The sequence below is a fragment of the Aerococcus mictus genome (genome assembly GCF_003286595.3).
GTDB classification, from domain to species: Bacteria; Bacillota; Bacilli; order Lactobacillales; family Aerococcaceae; genus Aerococcus; species Aerococcus mictus.
This window is the reverse complement of sequence record NZ_CP132985.1, coordinates 285,878-300,626: the sequence shown is the minus strand read 5'-3', so window position 1 is coordinate 300,626 and position 14,749 is coordinate 285,878. Positions and strand designations below refer to the sequence as shown.

Genomic DNA, 14,749 nt, shown 5'->3' with positions numbered 1-14,749 from the left:
TGGTTGGCTTGATGTTGAGGGCTTGTTTGTCCTGATGCTCCTTGTGGATTTTGCCAGTTATTATTCCCATTCACTAAACCAGCATAAGGACTATTATTTAAACGTTGGCTAACGATGCTTTGTCCACTACTATGCGAAGGGCCCGCGGATCCTGACTGAGAAGTGCCTGATCGTCCAGCCATATAGGCAGCTGCAGCCGCCCGTTCCGCTGGGGAAAGATCTGCCTTAGGTACATAGTGGAAGTGGTCGCCATGGGCACAAATATAAGCGTCCCCAGTATCTTGGACAATGCTACCCACGGTAAAGACATAGCCATCATCGGTGGTATAACGGCCTTGGGCTTTAGCTGCTTGGACAGCTTGGGCCTCAGCCTTAGTCATGGCATGTCCTCCGTGGCTACCGTCTTCTTTAACATTGTGCAGTTTTCTCTGCTCTTCAATTTCTTCCTTGGTCCGCACATTAACGGCCTTATTAGGATCTTTTAGATAGAGGTAATATTTGCCGTTCACCTTAATGATATAGCCATCCCGAACTTCGTTTACGATATCTTCTTGACGGAGTTTGTAGTTGGGGTCTCGCATAATTAATTCTTCACTAATAATGGCATCATAAGGAACCTTACCATTGTAATAGTGAAAATGATCGCCGTGAGAAGTGACATAGCCATCATCAGTGATCTTCACCACGATTTGTTCTGCTTCGATTTCATCATCCGCATGAGACAATTTCTTGACTTCAGCCCCATCTTTTTCCAGGCCTTGGTCAGCCACATAATTAATTCCCGATTCATTGCCTGAATGTCCCTGGGAGTAGCCCCAATAATAGCCCCCTCCTAATAAGAGTGCTGAGGCTGAGCAGGCCAGAATGGCTTGCTTAATGTTTTTCTTCTCCACAATTATTCACTCACTTTCTACTTTTTATCTTCTTGTAAATGCTTCAAGAGGGTTTGTAAATTCATCTCGATATTTCCTAATAGCCCTTTATCATTTTGGGGGTCAGCTTCCAAGGGACTTAAGGTATCCAATTGGGCCCCCGTCGCTTGGGAAATGACCTCAGCAATTTTGGTAGACACTTGAGGCTCAACGAAAATGGTCTTAACCTGGTAAGTCTTTACAAAGTCTTGAATTTCAGCCATTTGTTGGGCACTGGGCTCTTGGTCCGGTGAAATTCCCGATATGCCTAGTTGCCGTAATCCAAAGCGATTAGCTAAATAAGAAAAAGCTGTGTGCTGGGTGACAAAAGTTTTTTGCTTGACCTCTTTAAATTGATCTTGGTATTTATCCACTAGGTCTTGGGCCTGGGCTTGATAGTCGTCAGCGTTCTTTTGATAGATTGCTGCATGGTCAGGATCAATCGCACTTAATTGCTTAGCAATACTTTGCACCTCTTGACCGACAAGTACCGGATCAAGCCAGGAGTGGGGGTCATAGAGTGTTTTTTCATCGACTTCTTGACCAGGGTCGAGGTCTTCTAAGCCAGGAACCTTGTCTAGAGTTAAGTCTTCTGATCCTTCGATGACTTTGACTGGAGAATCTTTCAGGTTTTCCTTAAGGTTCTTGGCCCAACCCTCCAAAGTCCGCGAATGATAAACGAAGACATCTGCCTTTTCAATGGCAGCAATATCATTGGCTGAGGGTTCAAAGGAATGAATACCGGCTCCACTTTGAATCATTTGCACAGTATTCAAGTCTCCTGAAACCGCCCGGGTCATTTCATAAATTGGGTAAAAACTGGTGACAATATTTAGCCCCTTGACTTCTTTATCCCCAGTATTCTTCGTACAAGCACCAGTCAACGCTAATAAAGCGAGTAAAAGCATGCTAAAGACTAGGCTTTTAACCGATTTTTTCACTTGATTTCCTCCTCTTAATTTTAAATCGTAACTCTTACGATTTATATTATCGATTCTCCCGATCGAAGTCAATAGTAAATCGTAAATATTACGATTTATTTTTGCCGGCGCTTTTATTTCTGTTTCTACAAAAGGCCTGTTAAAGTAATAACAAGAAGATTTATCCCTAACCATGACCAAGAGGCTGGCTAAGAGAAAATCCATAGAAAGGAAATGAAGATGTTATATCCACAAACTAACTCATGTCGTAGTGTCTTATCACTCGATGGCAACTGGCGCTTCCGCATTAAAGAAGACCAAGAAAGTTATGATCCTAAGGACCCCTTAGACCACTGGCAAAGTGTTGCAGTCCCTGCCTCCTTCAATGACCAAGTCGCCGATCCAGCCATTCGCAACCATGTCGGCTACTTTTACTATCAAAGAGACTTCAGCCTACCCAAGACTTTAGCTGACCAGGATATCTTCCTCCGCTTTGGCTCTGCAACCCACCAAGCTTGGGTCTATGTCAATGGTCAAGAAGTCACCCATCACCAAGGGGGCTTTACTCCCTTTGAGTGCAAGATTACGGACGCAGTTTCTTTTTCTGAGCCTAACCGCCTAACTGTTCTCCTCTCCAATATCCTTGACCACACCACCCTACCCGTGGGCCACTACCATGAAAAGAAAGATGACCAAGGAAAGATCCAACGAAAATTGGATGAGAACTTTGATTTCTTCAATTACGCTGGGCTTAACCGCTCCATTGTCATCTATACTAGCTCCAAATCAGCCCGCCTAAGTGACCTCACTATCCTGCCCGACTTAAATGATTCCTTAGACCAAGCTAAAGTCAGCTTTGATGTTTCGATTGATTCAAAGCTTAATGACGGGTTATCCTATCAAATAAGTATTTACGATGAAGCTGAAAAGTTAGTTGCCGAGGGGAAGGCGAATGAGAGTGAATTTTACCTAGACCAACCCCATCTCTGGCAACCACTGAATGCCTATCTCTATACTGCCCAAGTCGACCTCTATCGAGACGGTGACCTGGTGGACACCTACCGGCAAAACTTTGGGATTCGTAAGGTCGAAGTTAAAAATGGCCAATTTCTAATTAACCAAGAACCCTTCTATTTCAAGGGTTGTGGTAAACATGAAGATAGCTACGCCCATGGTCGTGGTTTTGATCCTGTGTATAATGTCTTGGATATTAACCTCTTAAAGAGCATGGGAGCCAACTCTATCCGTACCTCCCACTATCCTTATTCCGAGGAAATGATGCAGCTCTGTGACCGGGAAGGGATTGTCGTTATCGATGAAACCACCGGGGTGGGAATTATGTCCTCCTTTGGTTTTAATATGTCTAACTTTGACCCAAAAACTTACCGCGATGACACTTTCCAAGAACTCGATACCCAAGCAGCCCATGAACAAGTTATCCGCGAACTGATTCAAAGAGATAAAAACCACGCCTGTGTAGTGATGTGGTCCTTAGCCAACGAAGCTGCCACTTTCAACCCGGAAGCTCATGATTATTTTGCCCCGCTCTTTGAATTAGCTCGGTCGCTCGACCCCCAAAAACGTCCACTAACTATGATCAATATCCTCTTAGCCACTCCGGATACTGACCAATGTTCTGACCTGGTTGATGTCATTTGCCTTAACCGCTATTACGGCTGGTATACCCAAACCGCTGATTTTGACCTAGCTGAAGAGCTGAGCCTCAAAGAATTACAAGACTGGCAAGTCCTCTATCCAGATAAACCGATCATGTACACGGAATATGGGGTGGATACGGTTGCTGGCCTTCATGCTGTCGAGCGCCAACCCTTCACGGAAGAATTCCAATGGGATTACTATGTCATGATGTCTCGGGTCTTTGACCAAGTGGATAACTTTGTCGGCGAGCAACTCTGGAATTTCGCTGACTTTCAAACCAAGGTTGGCGTTCAACGGGTTCAAGGCAACAAAAAAGGTATCTTTAACCGGGCCCGGGAACCGAAAATGGTGGTTCGTTTCCTTAAGGACCGCTGGCAAAAGATACCAAACTTTAATTATAAAACGATAGAAAACTAAGCCTAATTGATAAAATCATTTAAAGCAAAGCTGGTCCCTTTTCGCCAAAAGCTTGAAATAATGGGAATCAGTCTTTGCTTTTTATCGTTTTTGACTAATATTTTACGAGAATTATTTTTTTCTACTGTGCAAGCGAGCTTTTTCGTGTATCATATTGTAGGTGTTCATTTGTTGGACTGACAAATGAACCGAGACAAGTAACGATCACTTGATCGTTAATAAAAAAGAGAAAGTGAGTGTAAGAGTATGGGTAAAATTGGTTTTGACACTAAAAAGTATCTTGAAGAACAGTCTAAGTATATCTTTAAGCGCGTTGAAGGCAAAGATAAGCTCTACCTGGAATTTGGGGGAAAATTAATCGGCGATAAGCACGCCAAACGGGTCCTTCCAGGTTTCGATGAAGATGCCAAATTGAAACTCTTGGAGAGAATGAAGGACCAAGCTGAAATTATTATCTGTGTCTATGCTGGAGACATTGAAAGTAACAAGATGCGGGGCGACTATGGCATCACTTATGACCTTGAAGTCTTACGTTTAATCGACGAATACCATGCCTTAGATATTTCTGTTAACAGTGTCCTCATCACCCGCTACCATGGTGAGGCGAATGCCACAAACTTTATGCATAATCTCGAACGACGGGGAATTAAGGTCTACACCCACCAAGAAATTAAGGGTTACCCCACTAACGTTGACCTTTTAGGAGAAAATGGTTTTGAAGTCAACCCTTATATTGAAACCACAAAACCGATTGTGGTTGTCTCTGGTCCAGGTGCCGGCTCTGGAAAACTAGCCACCTGCCTTAACCAGCTCTACCATGAATGGAAGCGTGGAGTCCGGGCATCTTACGCCAAATTTGAAACCTTCCCAGTCTGGAACCTCCCCCTCAACCACCCGGTTAATATTGCCTATGAAGCAGCGACGGTGGACTTAAAAGACGTCAATATGATTGATAATTATCACTACGACGCTTATGGGGAAGTCGCTGTTAATTACAACCGCGACTTAAAGATGTTCCCAGTCATCCGCCGCATCCTACAAAGCATTACCCATGAAACTGTCTACCAATCCCCTACCGACATGGGCGTGAACTGTGTCAAGGCTGGCATTATTGATGACGAAGTGGTCCGTCAGGCAGCTAATGAAGAAATCATCCGCCGTTCCTTCCAAACAGAAAACGATTATAAGAGTGGTCTGGTCGATGAAGAAGCCTTGTCACGGATGCAATTAATTATGGAAGACTCCAACCTCAAACAAGAAGACCGCATTCCTGTCAAAGAAGCACGCCAATATGCTAAAGAAGTCCAAGACCGCTTCAATTCCGAAGAAGACCAACCCGTCATGGCCTTGGCTTTAGATGATGGTCAAATTGTTACTGGGCGTAGCAGTGACCTGATGGACGCCTCAGGTGCAGTCATCCTAAACAGCTTAAAGGTACTAGCTGGTATTGCTGATCCGATTAACCTCTTATCACCACTCATTTTACAAACCATTCAAGAACTCAAAACCGGCCCTTTACGTGACCGGACACCGATCCTAACTGCCAATGAATTACTCATTGCCCTAGCTATCTCAGCGTCAACCAATCCAACCGCCCAAATGGCTTATGACCAATTAAAAGCCCTGGACGGCACCCAAGCTCACTCAACCTACATACTCACTAAAGACAATGAAAAAACCTTGAAGAGTTTAGGTATCGATGTCACTAATGACCCTGTCTTCCCTAATGAAAATCTCTATTATCAATAAAAACAAAAAACAGGCCGCGGCCTGTTTTTTGCTTATTATAAACGTTCTAAGTAATCAATTTGATCAAATTTTTCATTATTGGCTACAGCCACGATAATATCGTCTTTAGCAAAACGATAATCCGGTTGGAATTGGGTATTTAGGGTTTCCTTTAGATGTTTCCTGATCCCGATAATATTGAGATCGTATTTCTGTCTGACATCTAATTCATCCAAAGTGACATTGATCCATTTTTCCGGAGCCCGGAATTCAACAATGGCGGTTTCTTCATCCAGATTAATCAGGTCTTCAATGGATTGGCGGCTGATAACATCAGCGATATGGTAGCCTGATTCCTCTTCAGGAAGAATCACTCGCGAAACCCCTAGCGCTAACAAGGCTTGGGCAAAACGTTGGTTCTTCGCCTTACAGATAATGTGGTTGACCCCTAATTCTTGACAATTAATCACACCGAGAACGGCAGCCTCGAGGTTTTCACCGGTTCCAATCACAATAATATCGCAATTTCCAAAACCAGCTTCTCGCATAAAGTCGAGGTCAGTAAAGTCTCCTACACTACCTATGGTTAGACAATCTTCCAAGTCGTTGACATGTTTTTCCATGCGGTCACAAGCAATCACATCAATTCCCTTGGTTGCTAGTCGCTTAACCAAGGCAGAACCAAAGAGGCCTAAGCCCATAACACCAATAACACGATTTGCTTTACTCATAATGACTCCCTTATCCTATTATTTTTTATTTCTTTCTCATCTACCCAATAAGAATATTGGTCTTCGCATAGCGAATATCATAATTGTTCCGATTCCGTCTCAAACTTAAAGCCATGGTCATTGGACCGATACGGCCAACAAACATTAATAGCATTAAAACAATGTGGCTAGCTAAGGAAAGGTTAGGCGTCAAGCCAGCAGAGACCCCAACTGTCGCCAAGGCTGAAATGGCTTCAAATAATAAGTGTAAGTAGCGCTGGCCTGGATCAAAAGTTAATAATAAGGCCGACCCAATGAAGAGAGCACTAACATACATTAAAGCTATGGTAAAAGATTGACGAACCGCAGCATCTGGAATCGTATGCCGGTCAAAGTTGACATGCTTAATTTGCCGCACCTCGCGCAAGGCTAACATAATGGTTAAGGCAAAGGTGGTTACCTTTAACCCACCGGCAGTACCCCCGGCACCCCCACCAATGAACATGGTGAGAACAAAGATCAACAAGGACACGGGGCGGCAGGCCGTGTAATCCACAGTGGCAAAGCCGGCAGTACGCATAGTGATGGTTTGGAAAAAGGCGGTCATAATCTTATCACCAAGCGATAACGGCCCAATGGTACCAGGATTATTCCACTCCACGAGTAAAAATAAAGAGGCTCCAGTCAGAATAACTAGGCTAGTAACGATAAGAACTAACTTGGTATGGGGACTTAAGTGTTTAAAATAAAAACTCAGTTTGCGTCCATTACTTTTCTTAGCATAATTTTTGATTTGATTAGTAATATCAAACCAAACACTGAAACCAATTCCACCCAGGACGATGAGGGCCATGATGGTCCAATTTAATACCGGGACTGTCTTAAGATCAATTAGGGAATTGTTTCCCATAATATCAAAGCCAGCATTACAGAAAGCTGAGATAGCTGTAAAGAGACCATTCCAGAGCCCCTTAGCCCAGCCGAAGCGAGGCACAAAGTAGGTCGACAATAAGATAAAGCCAGTCCCCTCAATAATCGCCGTATAGCGAATAATTCGGGTTAGGAAGTCGCCAATTTTGTAATTTTCGCTGTGGTTAAGGGCCGCGCCAGTGGCTATTTGATTTTTCAAACCAATGTTTTGTCCAATGGTATGGTAGATGGACCCAATAATAGTCATCAAGCCCAAGCCACCCGTTTGGATCAGGGCTAGCATCACCATTTGTCCGATAATATTATAAGAATCATAAATGGATTCGGTCCATAAACCAGTCACACAAACGGCTGATACTGAAATAAACAAATGGTCTAAATAAGTTGCAGTAGAAGTCGCCGTATGGGCGATCGGTAGGGATAAGAGTAAGGACCCTACTAAAATCACACTCATGAAAGAAAAAGCAATCTTTTGAGAAACATTTAAGCGCTTAAAAAAATTTAACATGACTACCCTCTTTATTCTTAATAATTTTTAATAACTTGTGTGGCTATTTCTAGCATACGGATAGCTAAATCATAGTTATCTGTAAGTAAATTATAGACTTGATCCTCAGAAAGCACACCACATTTTAAGTCACTAGGAAGAGCTCCCTGGTTAGAAGCCTCAAAATCATGATACCATTCTTCACTCCCATAATAGTCGCTAAGTTTATTTACGGCAGCTTGACCCTTAGCATATGCCTCTAAAGACTTAGAAAAATCAGTAAGTAAAGCGGCCACTTGATCGGCATGGTTTTCCATTGCCTGGATTCTAGCTTCTGTTTCCATCAACATCCTCCTTAACTTGCTAAGCCATTATTTCCGGCTAGCGCATATATTCACTCTCAATAACTATGAATTGTACGCCTAATACTTCTAATAAGCTAGCTTTTTCTCCAAGTAATAAGACAATTTTTCAATTATTTTCTATTTCTAAAAAAAGAGGACCTGGCCTTAACCAAGTCCTGAAAGCTTCTTTTCAATTGTAAAAGGCAAGTTCCACTAACCAAAACGACCAGCCACATAGTCGGCAGTTTGTTCTTGTTGAGGGTTGTTAAAGATTTGTTCCGTTGGGCCATACTCGATAATTCTAGAATGGCCACCGCCTAATTCTGGATCAGCATAGAAGAAGGCCGTGTAGTCGGATACCCGGGCAGCTTGTTGCATGTTATGGGTCACGATGACAATGGTATATTCTTCTTTAAGATCATTAATTAAGTCTTCAATCTTCAAAGTGGATATTGGGTCCAAGGCTGAAGTGGGTTCGTCCATGAGTAAGACTTCTGGTTTAACGGCTAAGGCACGCGCAATACATACCCGTTGTTGTTGCCCACCAGAAATAGCTAAACCACTCTTAGACAAGTCATCCTTGACTTCGTCCCAAATAGCTGCACCACGTAAGGATTCTTCCACAATTTGATCAAGTTCATTTTTATCACGGATACCGTGGGTACGAGGGCCATAAGCCACGTTATCGTAAATACTCATTGGGAAGGGGTTAGGTTGTTGGAAAACCATCCCTACTTCCTTACGTAAAAGGTTAAGGTTGATATTTTTATCGTAAATATTTTTACCTTCTAATTCAATGGTTCCGTCAATCCGGCAACCATCAACCAGGTCATTCATACGGTTTAAAGATTTAAGAAAGGTGGATTTCCCTGATCCAGAAGGTCCGATCAAAGCAGTCACTTGTTTTTCATAAATTTCAATATCAATATCTTCCAAAGCCTGGAAATTACCATACCAGAGGTCCATATTATGGGCACTCATCTTTAATTTCATCGGCGTTTTTGTTTGTTCAGCCATTTTATTGTTGTCCTCCTTGTGCTCCCAATTTATTGGATAGCCATGTTGATGTTCCGTTAATAATTAAAACTAAGATCAGCAATACCACACCCGTTGCCATCGCTTCGTTACGGTGTAAGCCTTCAGTGGAAAGCACGTACATATGTAAGGCTAAGGTTCTCCCGGATGAAAAGAGTGATTTTGGTAAGCTAGTCGAAGTCCCTAAGGTATACATAAGAGCTGCCGTTTCACCTACGATACGCCCGATAGCCAAGATAACCCCTGATAAGATCCCTGGCATAGCCACTGGTAAAACGATCCTAAAGATGGTCCGTAACTTACCTGCCCCTAAGCCATATGAGGCAAAGCGTAAGCTATCGTTAACTGACATTAAACCTTCTTCGGTATTACGGATAATTAAGGGTAAGACCATGATTGCCATGGTTAAAATCCCGGCTAAAACGGAATACTGGAATTGTGCTGCCAAAACAAAGGCAAGCATACCGAATAAACCATACACAATGGAGGGTACCCCTGTCAAGGTATCTGTAGCAATTCGAATGGCTTCCACCCATTTATTATTTTTACCAGCATATTCTACCAAGTAGAAACCAGCAAAAACTCCTAAAGGCACTGCAATGAGTAAGGAACCTAGAACAATGTAAATGGTGGTGATGATAGAAGGCATCATCGACACATTCTCAGTGGTATAATTCCAAGCAAATAGTTCTGGTGATAAATAAGGAACCCCTTTTACTAGAACATAGAGAATAATGAAAAATAACCAACCAAAAGTAAATAAGGTAAAGAGATAAGTCAAAGCACGTAGTAATTTATCTGCCATTAGTGGTTGCCTCCTTTACGGTTTACAATAGCTAGTACACCATTGATGATTAAGATAACCACAAATAAGACTGCCCCTGTCGCAATCAGGGCATCACGGTGAGTCCCAGAAGCATAAGCCATTTCTAACATAATGTTAGTGGTCATGGTTCTGACCCCTTTGAAGAGGCCTTGAGGGAAAATGGCTTGGTTACCAGCAACCATAATTACCGCCATGGTTTCTCCCACCGCACGACCAATACCTAAGATAACCGCTGCAAGAACCCCTGACCGAGCCGCTGGCAACATAATCCGATAAGCTGTTCGATCATGGGTCGCTCCCAGACCAACAGAGGCTTGGTAGTAGGACTTAGGAACCGCTCTTAGGGATGATTCAGAAGTGGTAATAATGGTTGGTAAAATCATAATTCCTAAAACTAAACCCGCTGTAAAAACGCTCATCCCGGTACTTGAAATGCGTAGGGACTGGCAGAAACTACGAACAGCTGGAACTAGAACCACTAAACCAAAATACCCATAGACAATGGAAGGAATCCCCGCCATCAAGTTAACAGCAGGTTTCAACCAGGTATGGAGTTTCTTGGGACAATAGAAGGCCATAAAGACCGCAGTAAAAATTCCTGCAGGGACACCAATAGCAATCGCTAAGAGAGTCACATAAAAAGAACCAACAATCATTGGAGCAATTCCAAAGTCTCCCTGACGCGGACGCCAGCTAGAACCAAACAAGAAGTTTCCTAGTCCATAATCCGACAAGAAAGGAATACTTCCCGCAAAAATGAAATAACAAATAGCTAATAATGCTAAAATTGAAACAGCCGCACAGATGAAAAAGATCCATTTCATGACGACTTCTAAAGTATTCTTCTGCATTTTTTTCTCCCTTTAAAATTCTTCTACTAAGCTATTATATTATAAAGGGCCAGCAATAAAAAGGGCTACCTCTAGTTAAAGGAGTAGCCTCTTTTTACTAATCGCTATTATTGATTTAGCTCTGACCAGTCAAGAATTTCTCCTGTATAAACTCCTCTAATTTGGTCTACAGATAAATCATCTGTTGGGTTTTCCTTGTTGACGATTACTGCAATACCATCTTTAGCAATTGCTTCAGCTGTTACACCAGTTTCGTCTTCTTTTAATTCACGAGAAGCCATACCGATATCAGCTGTACCTTCTTGAGCACCGGTAACCCCTGCACCAGAACCATTTTGGGTAATGTTAATTTGAACATTTGGATTCTTTTGTTCATAAGCTTCTTTTAGTTTTTCCATAACCGGACCAACAGAAGTTGAACCAGCGATATTAATGGTACCACTTGCAGAACCATCACCGCTATATGCTTCAGCGTCAGACTTCACAGGAACATAACCATTTTCTAAGACAATGTCTTGCCCTTCTTTAGAGAAGATAAAGTCATGGAAGTCTTTGGCTGCGCCTTCTAATTCACCAGAGTAAACAATGTTGAAAGGACGAGCAATCTTATAGCTGTCATTGGCAACATTTTCTTCAGTTGCTTCGACACCGTCAATCTTCAAGGCTTTCACGGTATCGTTCATAGAACCAAGGGAGATGTATCCAATGGAGTATGTATCTCCAGCTACATAGGAAAGCACTTGGTCAGTACCGTTTTGAACTAAAGCAGATGCATCTGGTTCTTCAAAATCAATGATTTCTTGGAAAGCATCACGGGTACCAGAACCTTCTTCACGAGTGGTTACGTTAATAGTACCTGAGAAATCACCAGCTGATTCACTACCACCATCTGCAGTATTTGAGCCTTCAGAACCGCCGTTACCACAAGCAGCTAAAGTTGCTGTTACACCTAAAGCCATAACTAACTTACCTAGTGGTTTGAATTTCAATGCCATTAAACAATCTCTCCTTCTGATTGATAAAATATAGCCATCATGGATGACCGTTTTTTTCTTACTATATCCATTATAGCCCCCTAATGTAAAAATAATGTTAGGGTTTAGCCTTTTTTGCCAATTTTTGTAAAATATATGTAAATTTTGTGTAAATTTTTCCTTTTTATAAATTATATTTTAAATAGTCAAAAAGACAAAAGCAGCCAATCCCTTTCACTTAAAGGTCATTGACTGCTCTAGTTTGTTCTTTATTAAAATATTATTTATCGGTATTTCTCTGCTATTGAAATCTGTTCCTTAAAAAACTTAATTTCTATTCACTATCAGCAGACAGGGAGGCATCTGCTTCTATTTCTAGTAAATTTTTATCGTTTTTAGGCAAATAGACTGTAAAGGTCGACCCCTCATTGAGTTCGCTGACCACATCAATATTTCCACTCATTGATGCGACTAAATTTCGGACAATCGATAGGCCAAGACCAGTTCCTCCAGAAGCAGTGGACCGGGTCTTGTCTACCCGATAGAAACGTTCAAAAATCTGAGGGATATCTTCGTCAGGAATGCCAAGTCCATTATCTCTTATAGCAATAACAACATATTTATCATCCTCAGTCACTGCAGAACTAATCCAAACTTGGCCTCCCTCAGCCTTGTTGTATTTGATAGCATTGTTGATTAAATTGGTCAAAATCTGCTTTAAGCGCATTTCTTCAGTAGTAAAACGAATGCCTGCTTCAAGATCATTATCATAGTGGACTTCCACTTAGTTTTCGCTGGCAGGAATCTCTAAAGAATGAACGACTTCAGCAATCACACGGTTCAGTTGCACTGTTTCACTACGGTGACCGAGTTGGTCTTGCTCAATCTTAGCCAAATCTAAAATATCATTAATGAGAAAACCCAGTCGGTTAGCTTCCCGGTTCATAATCTCGACAAATTCTCGAGCGGTATCCTCATCTTCTAAGGCCCCATCGAGTAAGGTTTCTGTAAAGCCTTTTAAGGCGGTGACAGGCGTCTTTAATTCGTGGGAAGCATTGGCAATGAAATCAGAGCGCACTTTTTCTAAACGGCGAATTTCAGTAATATCATAGGCTAATACCACTACCTGCTCACTGATCCCAGAGACATTGGCCTTCTTAGGAACATAGAGAATATTAACATCCAAAATCAATTCCTTAGGATAATAGAGGTAAACTTCATCGTTAACATTCTCTTTGGTGGAATAGCAAGTTTCTATCATTTGTAAGAGCCGATAGCCTGTCAGCACTTCTTCATATTTATGATTAATCACATTATCATCTAAATCAAAAATACTATAGGCTGCCTTATTAGCCACTTTAATGCGGTGTTTTTTATCAATCATTAAAACCCCTACCACCAGATAATCCATCAGGAGTTGCAAGCGTTCCTCCTGCATAGAAATTTGGATATCTTGCCGGGACAAATTGCTGGCTAAGTCATTGATATCGTCTCCCAACTCGTCAATTTCAGCCACTCCCAGCTGGTTGTAACGAATCGAGTAGTCACTCTTAGACAGCCGACCGACCACATCCGAAATGGAATAAATGGGTTGGGCAATTTTTTTAAAGTAATAGGAAAGAATCGCTAAAAGGATTAAGACCATGACCACCGACCCACCGACAGACACGATCAATAAGCGGTTTTGCGCCTCTGTAATATCGTTAACATTCCGCAGAACTCGGATGGAAGCGATGGGCTGGTGGTTCTTATTCTTGATCAAGCCAGTGTAGTCATAGGTGGTCATATCTTCTTCATTTTCAAATTCGGTAAAGGATAAATTCTTATCTAAGGCCTGCTTCCCCGCTTCGGTAAAGGGAATATTGGCTAAGAGTTTATTACCAAAGGAGAGAACTTCCTTATGGTTAGCGTCATAAATAGACACCCGTTCCATAGGATTAAGGGTGTTCATAATTTCCTGTTGGGCATCGAACCAAGCGGAACTATTGTTCACCACATCTTCTGCGGTCAAGTTCTTAGTGATGCGTTCGACAGAATGAACTGTGTCCCGCATGGATTCTTGGGTTTCCTGCTGGACAGTGACTTGAACAACTTCGTTAGCATTATAAGCAAAAAGAAAACTATATAAAATAAACAACAGTGAAAACACTGTTGTTATGATTAAAGTTAAACGCTTCATGCTTTGGGCACCTCAAATTTATAGCCAAAGCCTCTAACCGTAATGATGTATTCAGGATTTTTAGGATCCTTTTCAATCTTTTCCCGTAAGTGACTGATATGCACATCCACTAAGCGGGAACCTACCGAGTAATCAAAATCCCAAATCTTGGATAAGAGAATTTCCCGAGAAACTATCCGGTCTACCCGTTCAGCTAAATAAGTCAAGAGTTCAAATTCTTTCTTTGTCATATCTACCGCTTGCCCATGGGCAGTAACGGAAAAATCGCTCTTATTAATGGTGATATCGCCTACTTGGATCACTGATTCCTCTTCCCCGGCTGGGTCTTGGTCAGCTTCCTTCTTGTCTTCTTGATCACTAGACAATTTGCCATAATCACGTGACCGACGTAAGATGGCCTTCATTCGTGCGACCACTTCTCGCGGACTAAAGGGTTTTGTCATATAATCGTCCGCTCCCAGTTCAAGGCCAATAATTTTTTCTAACTCATCATCCTTGGCAGTTAGCATCAAGATCGGTGTATTTACCTTATCTTGACGCAATTGCTTACATACATCCATTCCATCCATGGAAGGAAGCATCAAATCTAATATAATAAAATCAAAGTTTTTCTCGCCTGCAAGATCATAAGCTGCCTTACCATCAGCCGATGAAGTGACCTCATAGCCTTCTTTAGATAGGTTATATTCTAACAACTTCCGAATTGATTCTTCGTCATCCACGACTAGAACTTTCTTCATGAATAAGCCTCCCCCTTGTTATCAATCATCAGTTCTTA

13 protein-coding genes and 1 pseudogene are annotated in these 14,749 nt (G+C 42.0%); 2 read left to right on the top strand and 12 right to left on the bottom strand.

All coding sequences use genetic code 11. The annotated features are described in order from the left end of the window. Positions 1–125 precede the first annotated feature (125 nt). Positions 126–866 (bottom strand): annotated as a pseudogene (locus DBT49_RS09790) (pneumococcal-type histidine triad protein); the annotation flags it as partial. A gap of 44 nt (positions 867–910) precedes the next feature. Further along, positions 911–1,819: a metal ABC transporter solute-binding protein, Zn/Mn family gene (locus tag DBT49_RS01355; protein ID WP_070559687.1), complete on the bottom strand. Its 909-nt coding sequence runs from the start codon at positions 1,817–1,819 to the stop codon at positions 911–913. A 252-nt stretch (positions 1,820–2,071) separates the two neighbouring features. On the opposite strand from DBT49_RS01355, the gene uidA reads away from it, so the two are divergent. Both uidA and DBT49_RS01345 read left to right on the top strand, forming a co-directional pair. Then, positions 2,072–3,907 (top strand): beta-glucuronidase, encoded by a 1,836-nt coding sequence (gene uidA, locus DBT49_RS01350; protein WP_070559522.1) that lies wholly within the window; start codon positions 2,072–2,074, stop codon positions 3,905–3,907. A 246-nt stretch (positions 3,908–4,153) separates the two neighbouring features. Further along, on the top strand, positions 4,154–5,656 hold the full coding sequence (locus tag DBT49_RS01345; RefSeq protein ID WP_070559523.1) for a DUF1846 domain-containing protein: 1,503 nt from the start codon (positions 4,154–4,156) through the stop codon (positions 5,654–5,656). A 35-nt stretch (positions 5,657–5,691) separates the two neighbouring features. Here DBT49_RS01345 and DBT49_RS01340 read toward each other — a convergent pair whose 3' ends face one another. The 10 genes from DBT49_RS01340 to DBT49_RS01295 all read right to left on the bottom strand — a co-directional run bounded on the left by DBT49_RS01340 (position 5,692) and on the right by DBT49_RS01295 (position 14,711). Then, a complete protein-coding gene (locus DBT49_RS01340) occupies positions 5,692–6,366 on the bottom strand; it encodes a potassium channel family protein (RefSeq protein ID WP_070559524.1) in 675 nt (224 codons plus the stop codon). 40 nt (positions 6,367–6,406) lie between these two features. Further along, positions 6,407–7,783, bottom strand: a complete 1,377-nt coding sequence (locus DBT49_RS01335; protein WP_070559525.1) for a TrkH family potassium uptake protein — start codon at positions 7,781–7,783, stop codon at positions 6,407–6,409. Positions 7,784–7,800: 17 nt separating this feature from the next. Beyond that, positions 7,801–8,106, bottom strand: coding sequence for a DUF4298 domain-containing protein (locus tag DBT49_RS01330; protein ID WP_070559526.1), 306 nt, complete (start codon positions 8,104–8,106; stop codon positions 7,801–7,803). Between the two features lie 213 nt (positions 8,107–8,319). Continuing rightward, positions 8,320–9,087, bottom strand: coding sequence for a phosphate ABC transporter ATP-binding protein PstB (pstB, locus tag DBT49_RS01325; RefSeq protein WP_216403018.1), 768 nt, complete (start codon positions 9,085–9,087; stop codon positions 8,320–8,322). Positions 9,088–9,124: 37 nt separating this feature from the next. Continuing rightward, positions 9,125–9,946 (bottom strand): phosphate ABC transporter permease PstA, encoded by an 822-nt coding sequence (gene pstA, locus DBT49_RS01320; protein ID WP_060777685.1) that lies wholly within the window; start codon positions 9,944–9,946, stop codon positions 9,125–9,127. Then, entirely contained in the window at positions 9,946–10,818 is an 873-nt protein-coding gene (pstC, locus tag DBT49_RS01315) for a phosphate ABC transporter permease subunit PstC (RefSeq protein ID WP_070559527.1), read from the bottom strand. The genes pstA and pstC overlap by 1 nt, the downstream gene beginning before the upstream one ends. A gap of 107 nt (positions 10,819–10,925) precedes the next feature. Beyond that, positions 10,926–11,813 (bottom strand): substrate-binding domain-containing protein, encoded by an 888-nt coding sequence (locus tag DBT49_RS01310; protein WP_070559528.1) that lies wholly within the window; start codon positions 11,811–11,813, stop codon positions 10,926–10,928. A gap of 313 nt (positions 11,814–12,126) precedes the next feature. Beyond that, positions 12,127–12,576, bottom strand: coding sequence for a sensor histidine kinase (locus DBT49_RS01305; protein ID WP_111872428.1), 450 nt, complete (start codon positions 12,574–12,576; stop codon positions 12,127–12,129). Beyond that, positions 12,577–13,971, bottom strand: coding sequence for a sensor histidine kinase (locus DBT49_RS01300; protein WP_111872429.1), 1,395 nt, complete (start codon positions 13,969–13,971; stop codon positions 12,577–12,579). It lies immediately after the preceding gene. After that, the gene (locus DBT49_RS01295) at positions 13,968–14,711 is read right to left on the bottom strand and encodes a response regulator transcription factor (protein WP_070559530.1); all 744 of its coding nucleotides are present in this window, start codon (positions 14,709–14,711) and stop codon (positions 13,968–13,970) included. Before DBT49_RS01295 ends, DBT49_RS01300 begins: the two co-directional genes overlap by 4 nt. Between the last annotated feature and the right edge of the window lie 38 nt (positions 14,712–14,749).

What these genes read in the sequence shown, in the direction of transcription:
- pstC (WP_070559527.1), bottom strand. Translation starts at nt 10,818, where the DNA reads ATGCAGAAGAATACTTTAGAAGTCGTCATGAAATGGATCTTTTTCATC.
- DBT49_RS01345 (WP_070559523.1), top strand. Translation starts at nt 4,154, where the DNA reads ATGGGTAAAATTGGTTTTGACACTAAAAAGTATCTTGAAGAACAGTCT.
- uidA (WP_070559522.1), top strand. Translation starts at nt 2,072, where the DNA reads ATGTTATATCCACAAACTAACTCATGTCGTAGTGTCTTATCACTCGAT.
- pstB (WP_216403018.1), bottom strand. Translation starts at nt 9,087, where the DNA reads ATGAGTGCCCATAATATGGACCTCTGGTATGGTAATTTCCAGGCTTTG.
- DBT49_RS01340 (WP_070559524.1), bottom strand. Translation starts at nt 6,366, where the DNA reads ATGAGTAAAGCAAATCGTGTTATTGGTGTTATGGGCTTAGGCCTCTTT.
- DBT49_RS01330 (WP_070559526.1), bottom strand. Translation starts at nt 8,106, where the DNA reads ATGGAAACAGAAGCTAGAATCCAGGCAATGGAAAACCATGCCGATCAA.
- DBT49_RS01335 (WP_070559525.1), bottom strand. Translation starts at nt 7,783, where the DNA reads ATGTTAAATTTTTTTAAGCGCTTAAATGTTTCTCAAAAGATTGCTTTT.
- DBT49_RS01355 (WP_070559687.1), bottom strand. Translation starts at nt 1,819, where the DNA reads ATGCTTTTACTCGCTTTATTAGCGTTGACTGGTGCTTGTACGAAGAAT.
- pstA (WP_060777685.1), bottom strand. Translation starts at nt 9,946, where the DNA reads ATGGCAGATAAATTACTACGTGCTTTGACTTATCTCTTTACCTTATTT.
- DBT49_RS01300 (WP_111872429.1), bottom strand. Translation starts at nt 13,971, where the DNA reads ATGAAGCGTTTAACTTTAATCATAACAACAGTGTTTTCACTGTTGTTT.
- DBT49_RS01310 (WP_070559528.1), bottom strand. Translation starts at nt 11,813, where the DNA reads ATGGCATTGAAATTCAAACCACTAGGTAAGTTAGTTATGGCTTTAGGT.
- DBT49_RS01295 (WP_070559530.1), bottom strand. Translation starts at nt 14,711, where the DNA reads ATGAAGAAAGTTCTAGTCGTGGATGACGAAGAATCAATTCGGAAGTTG.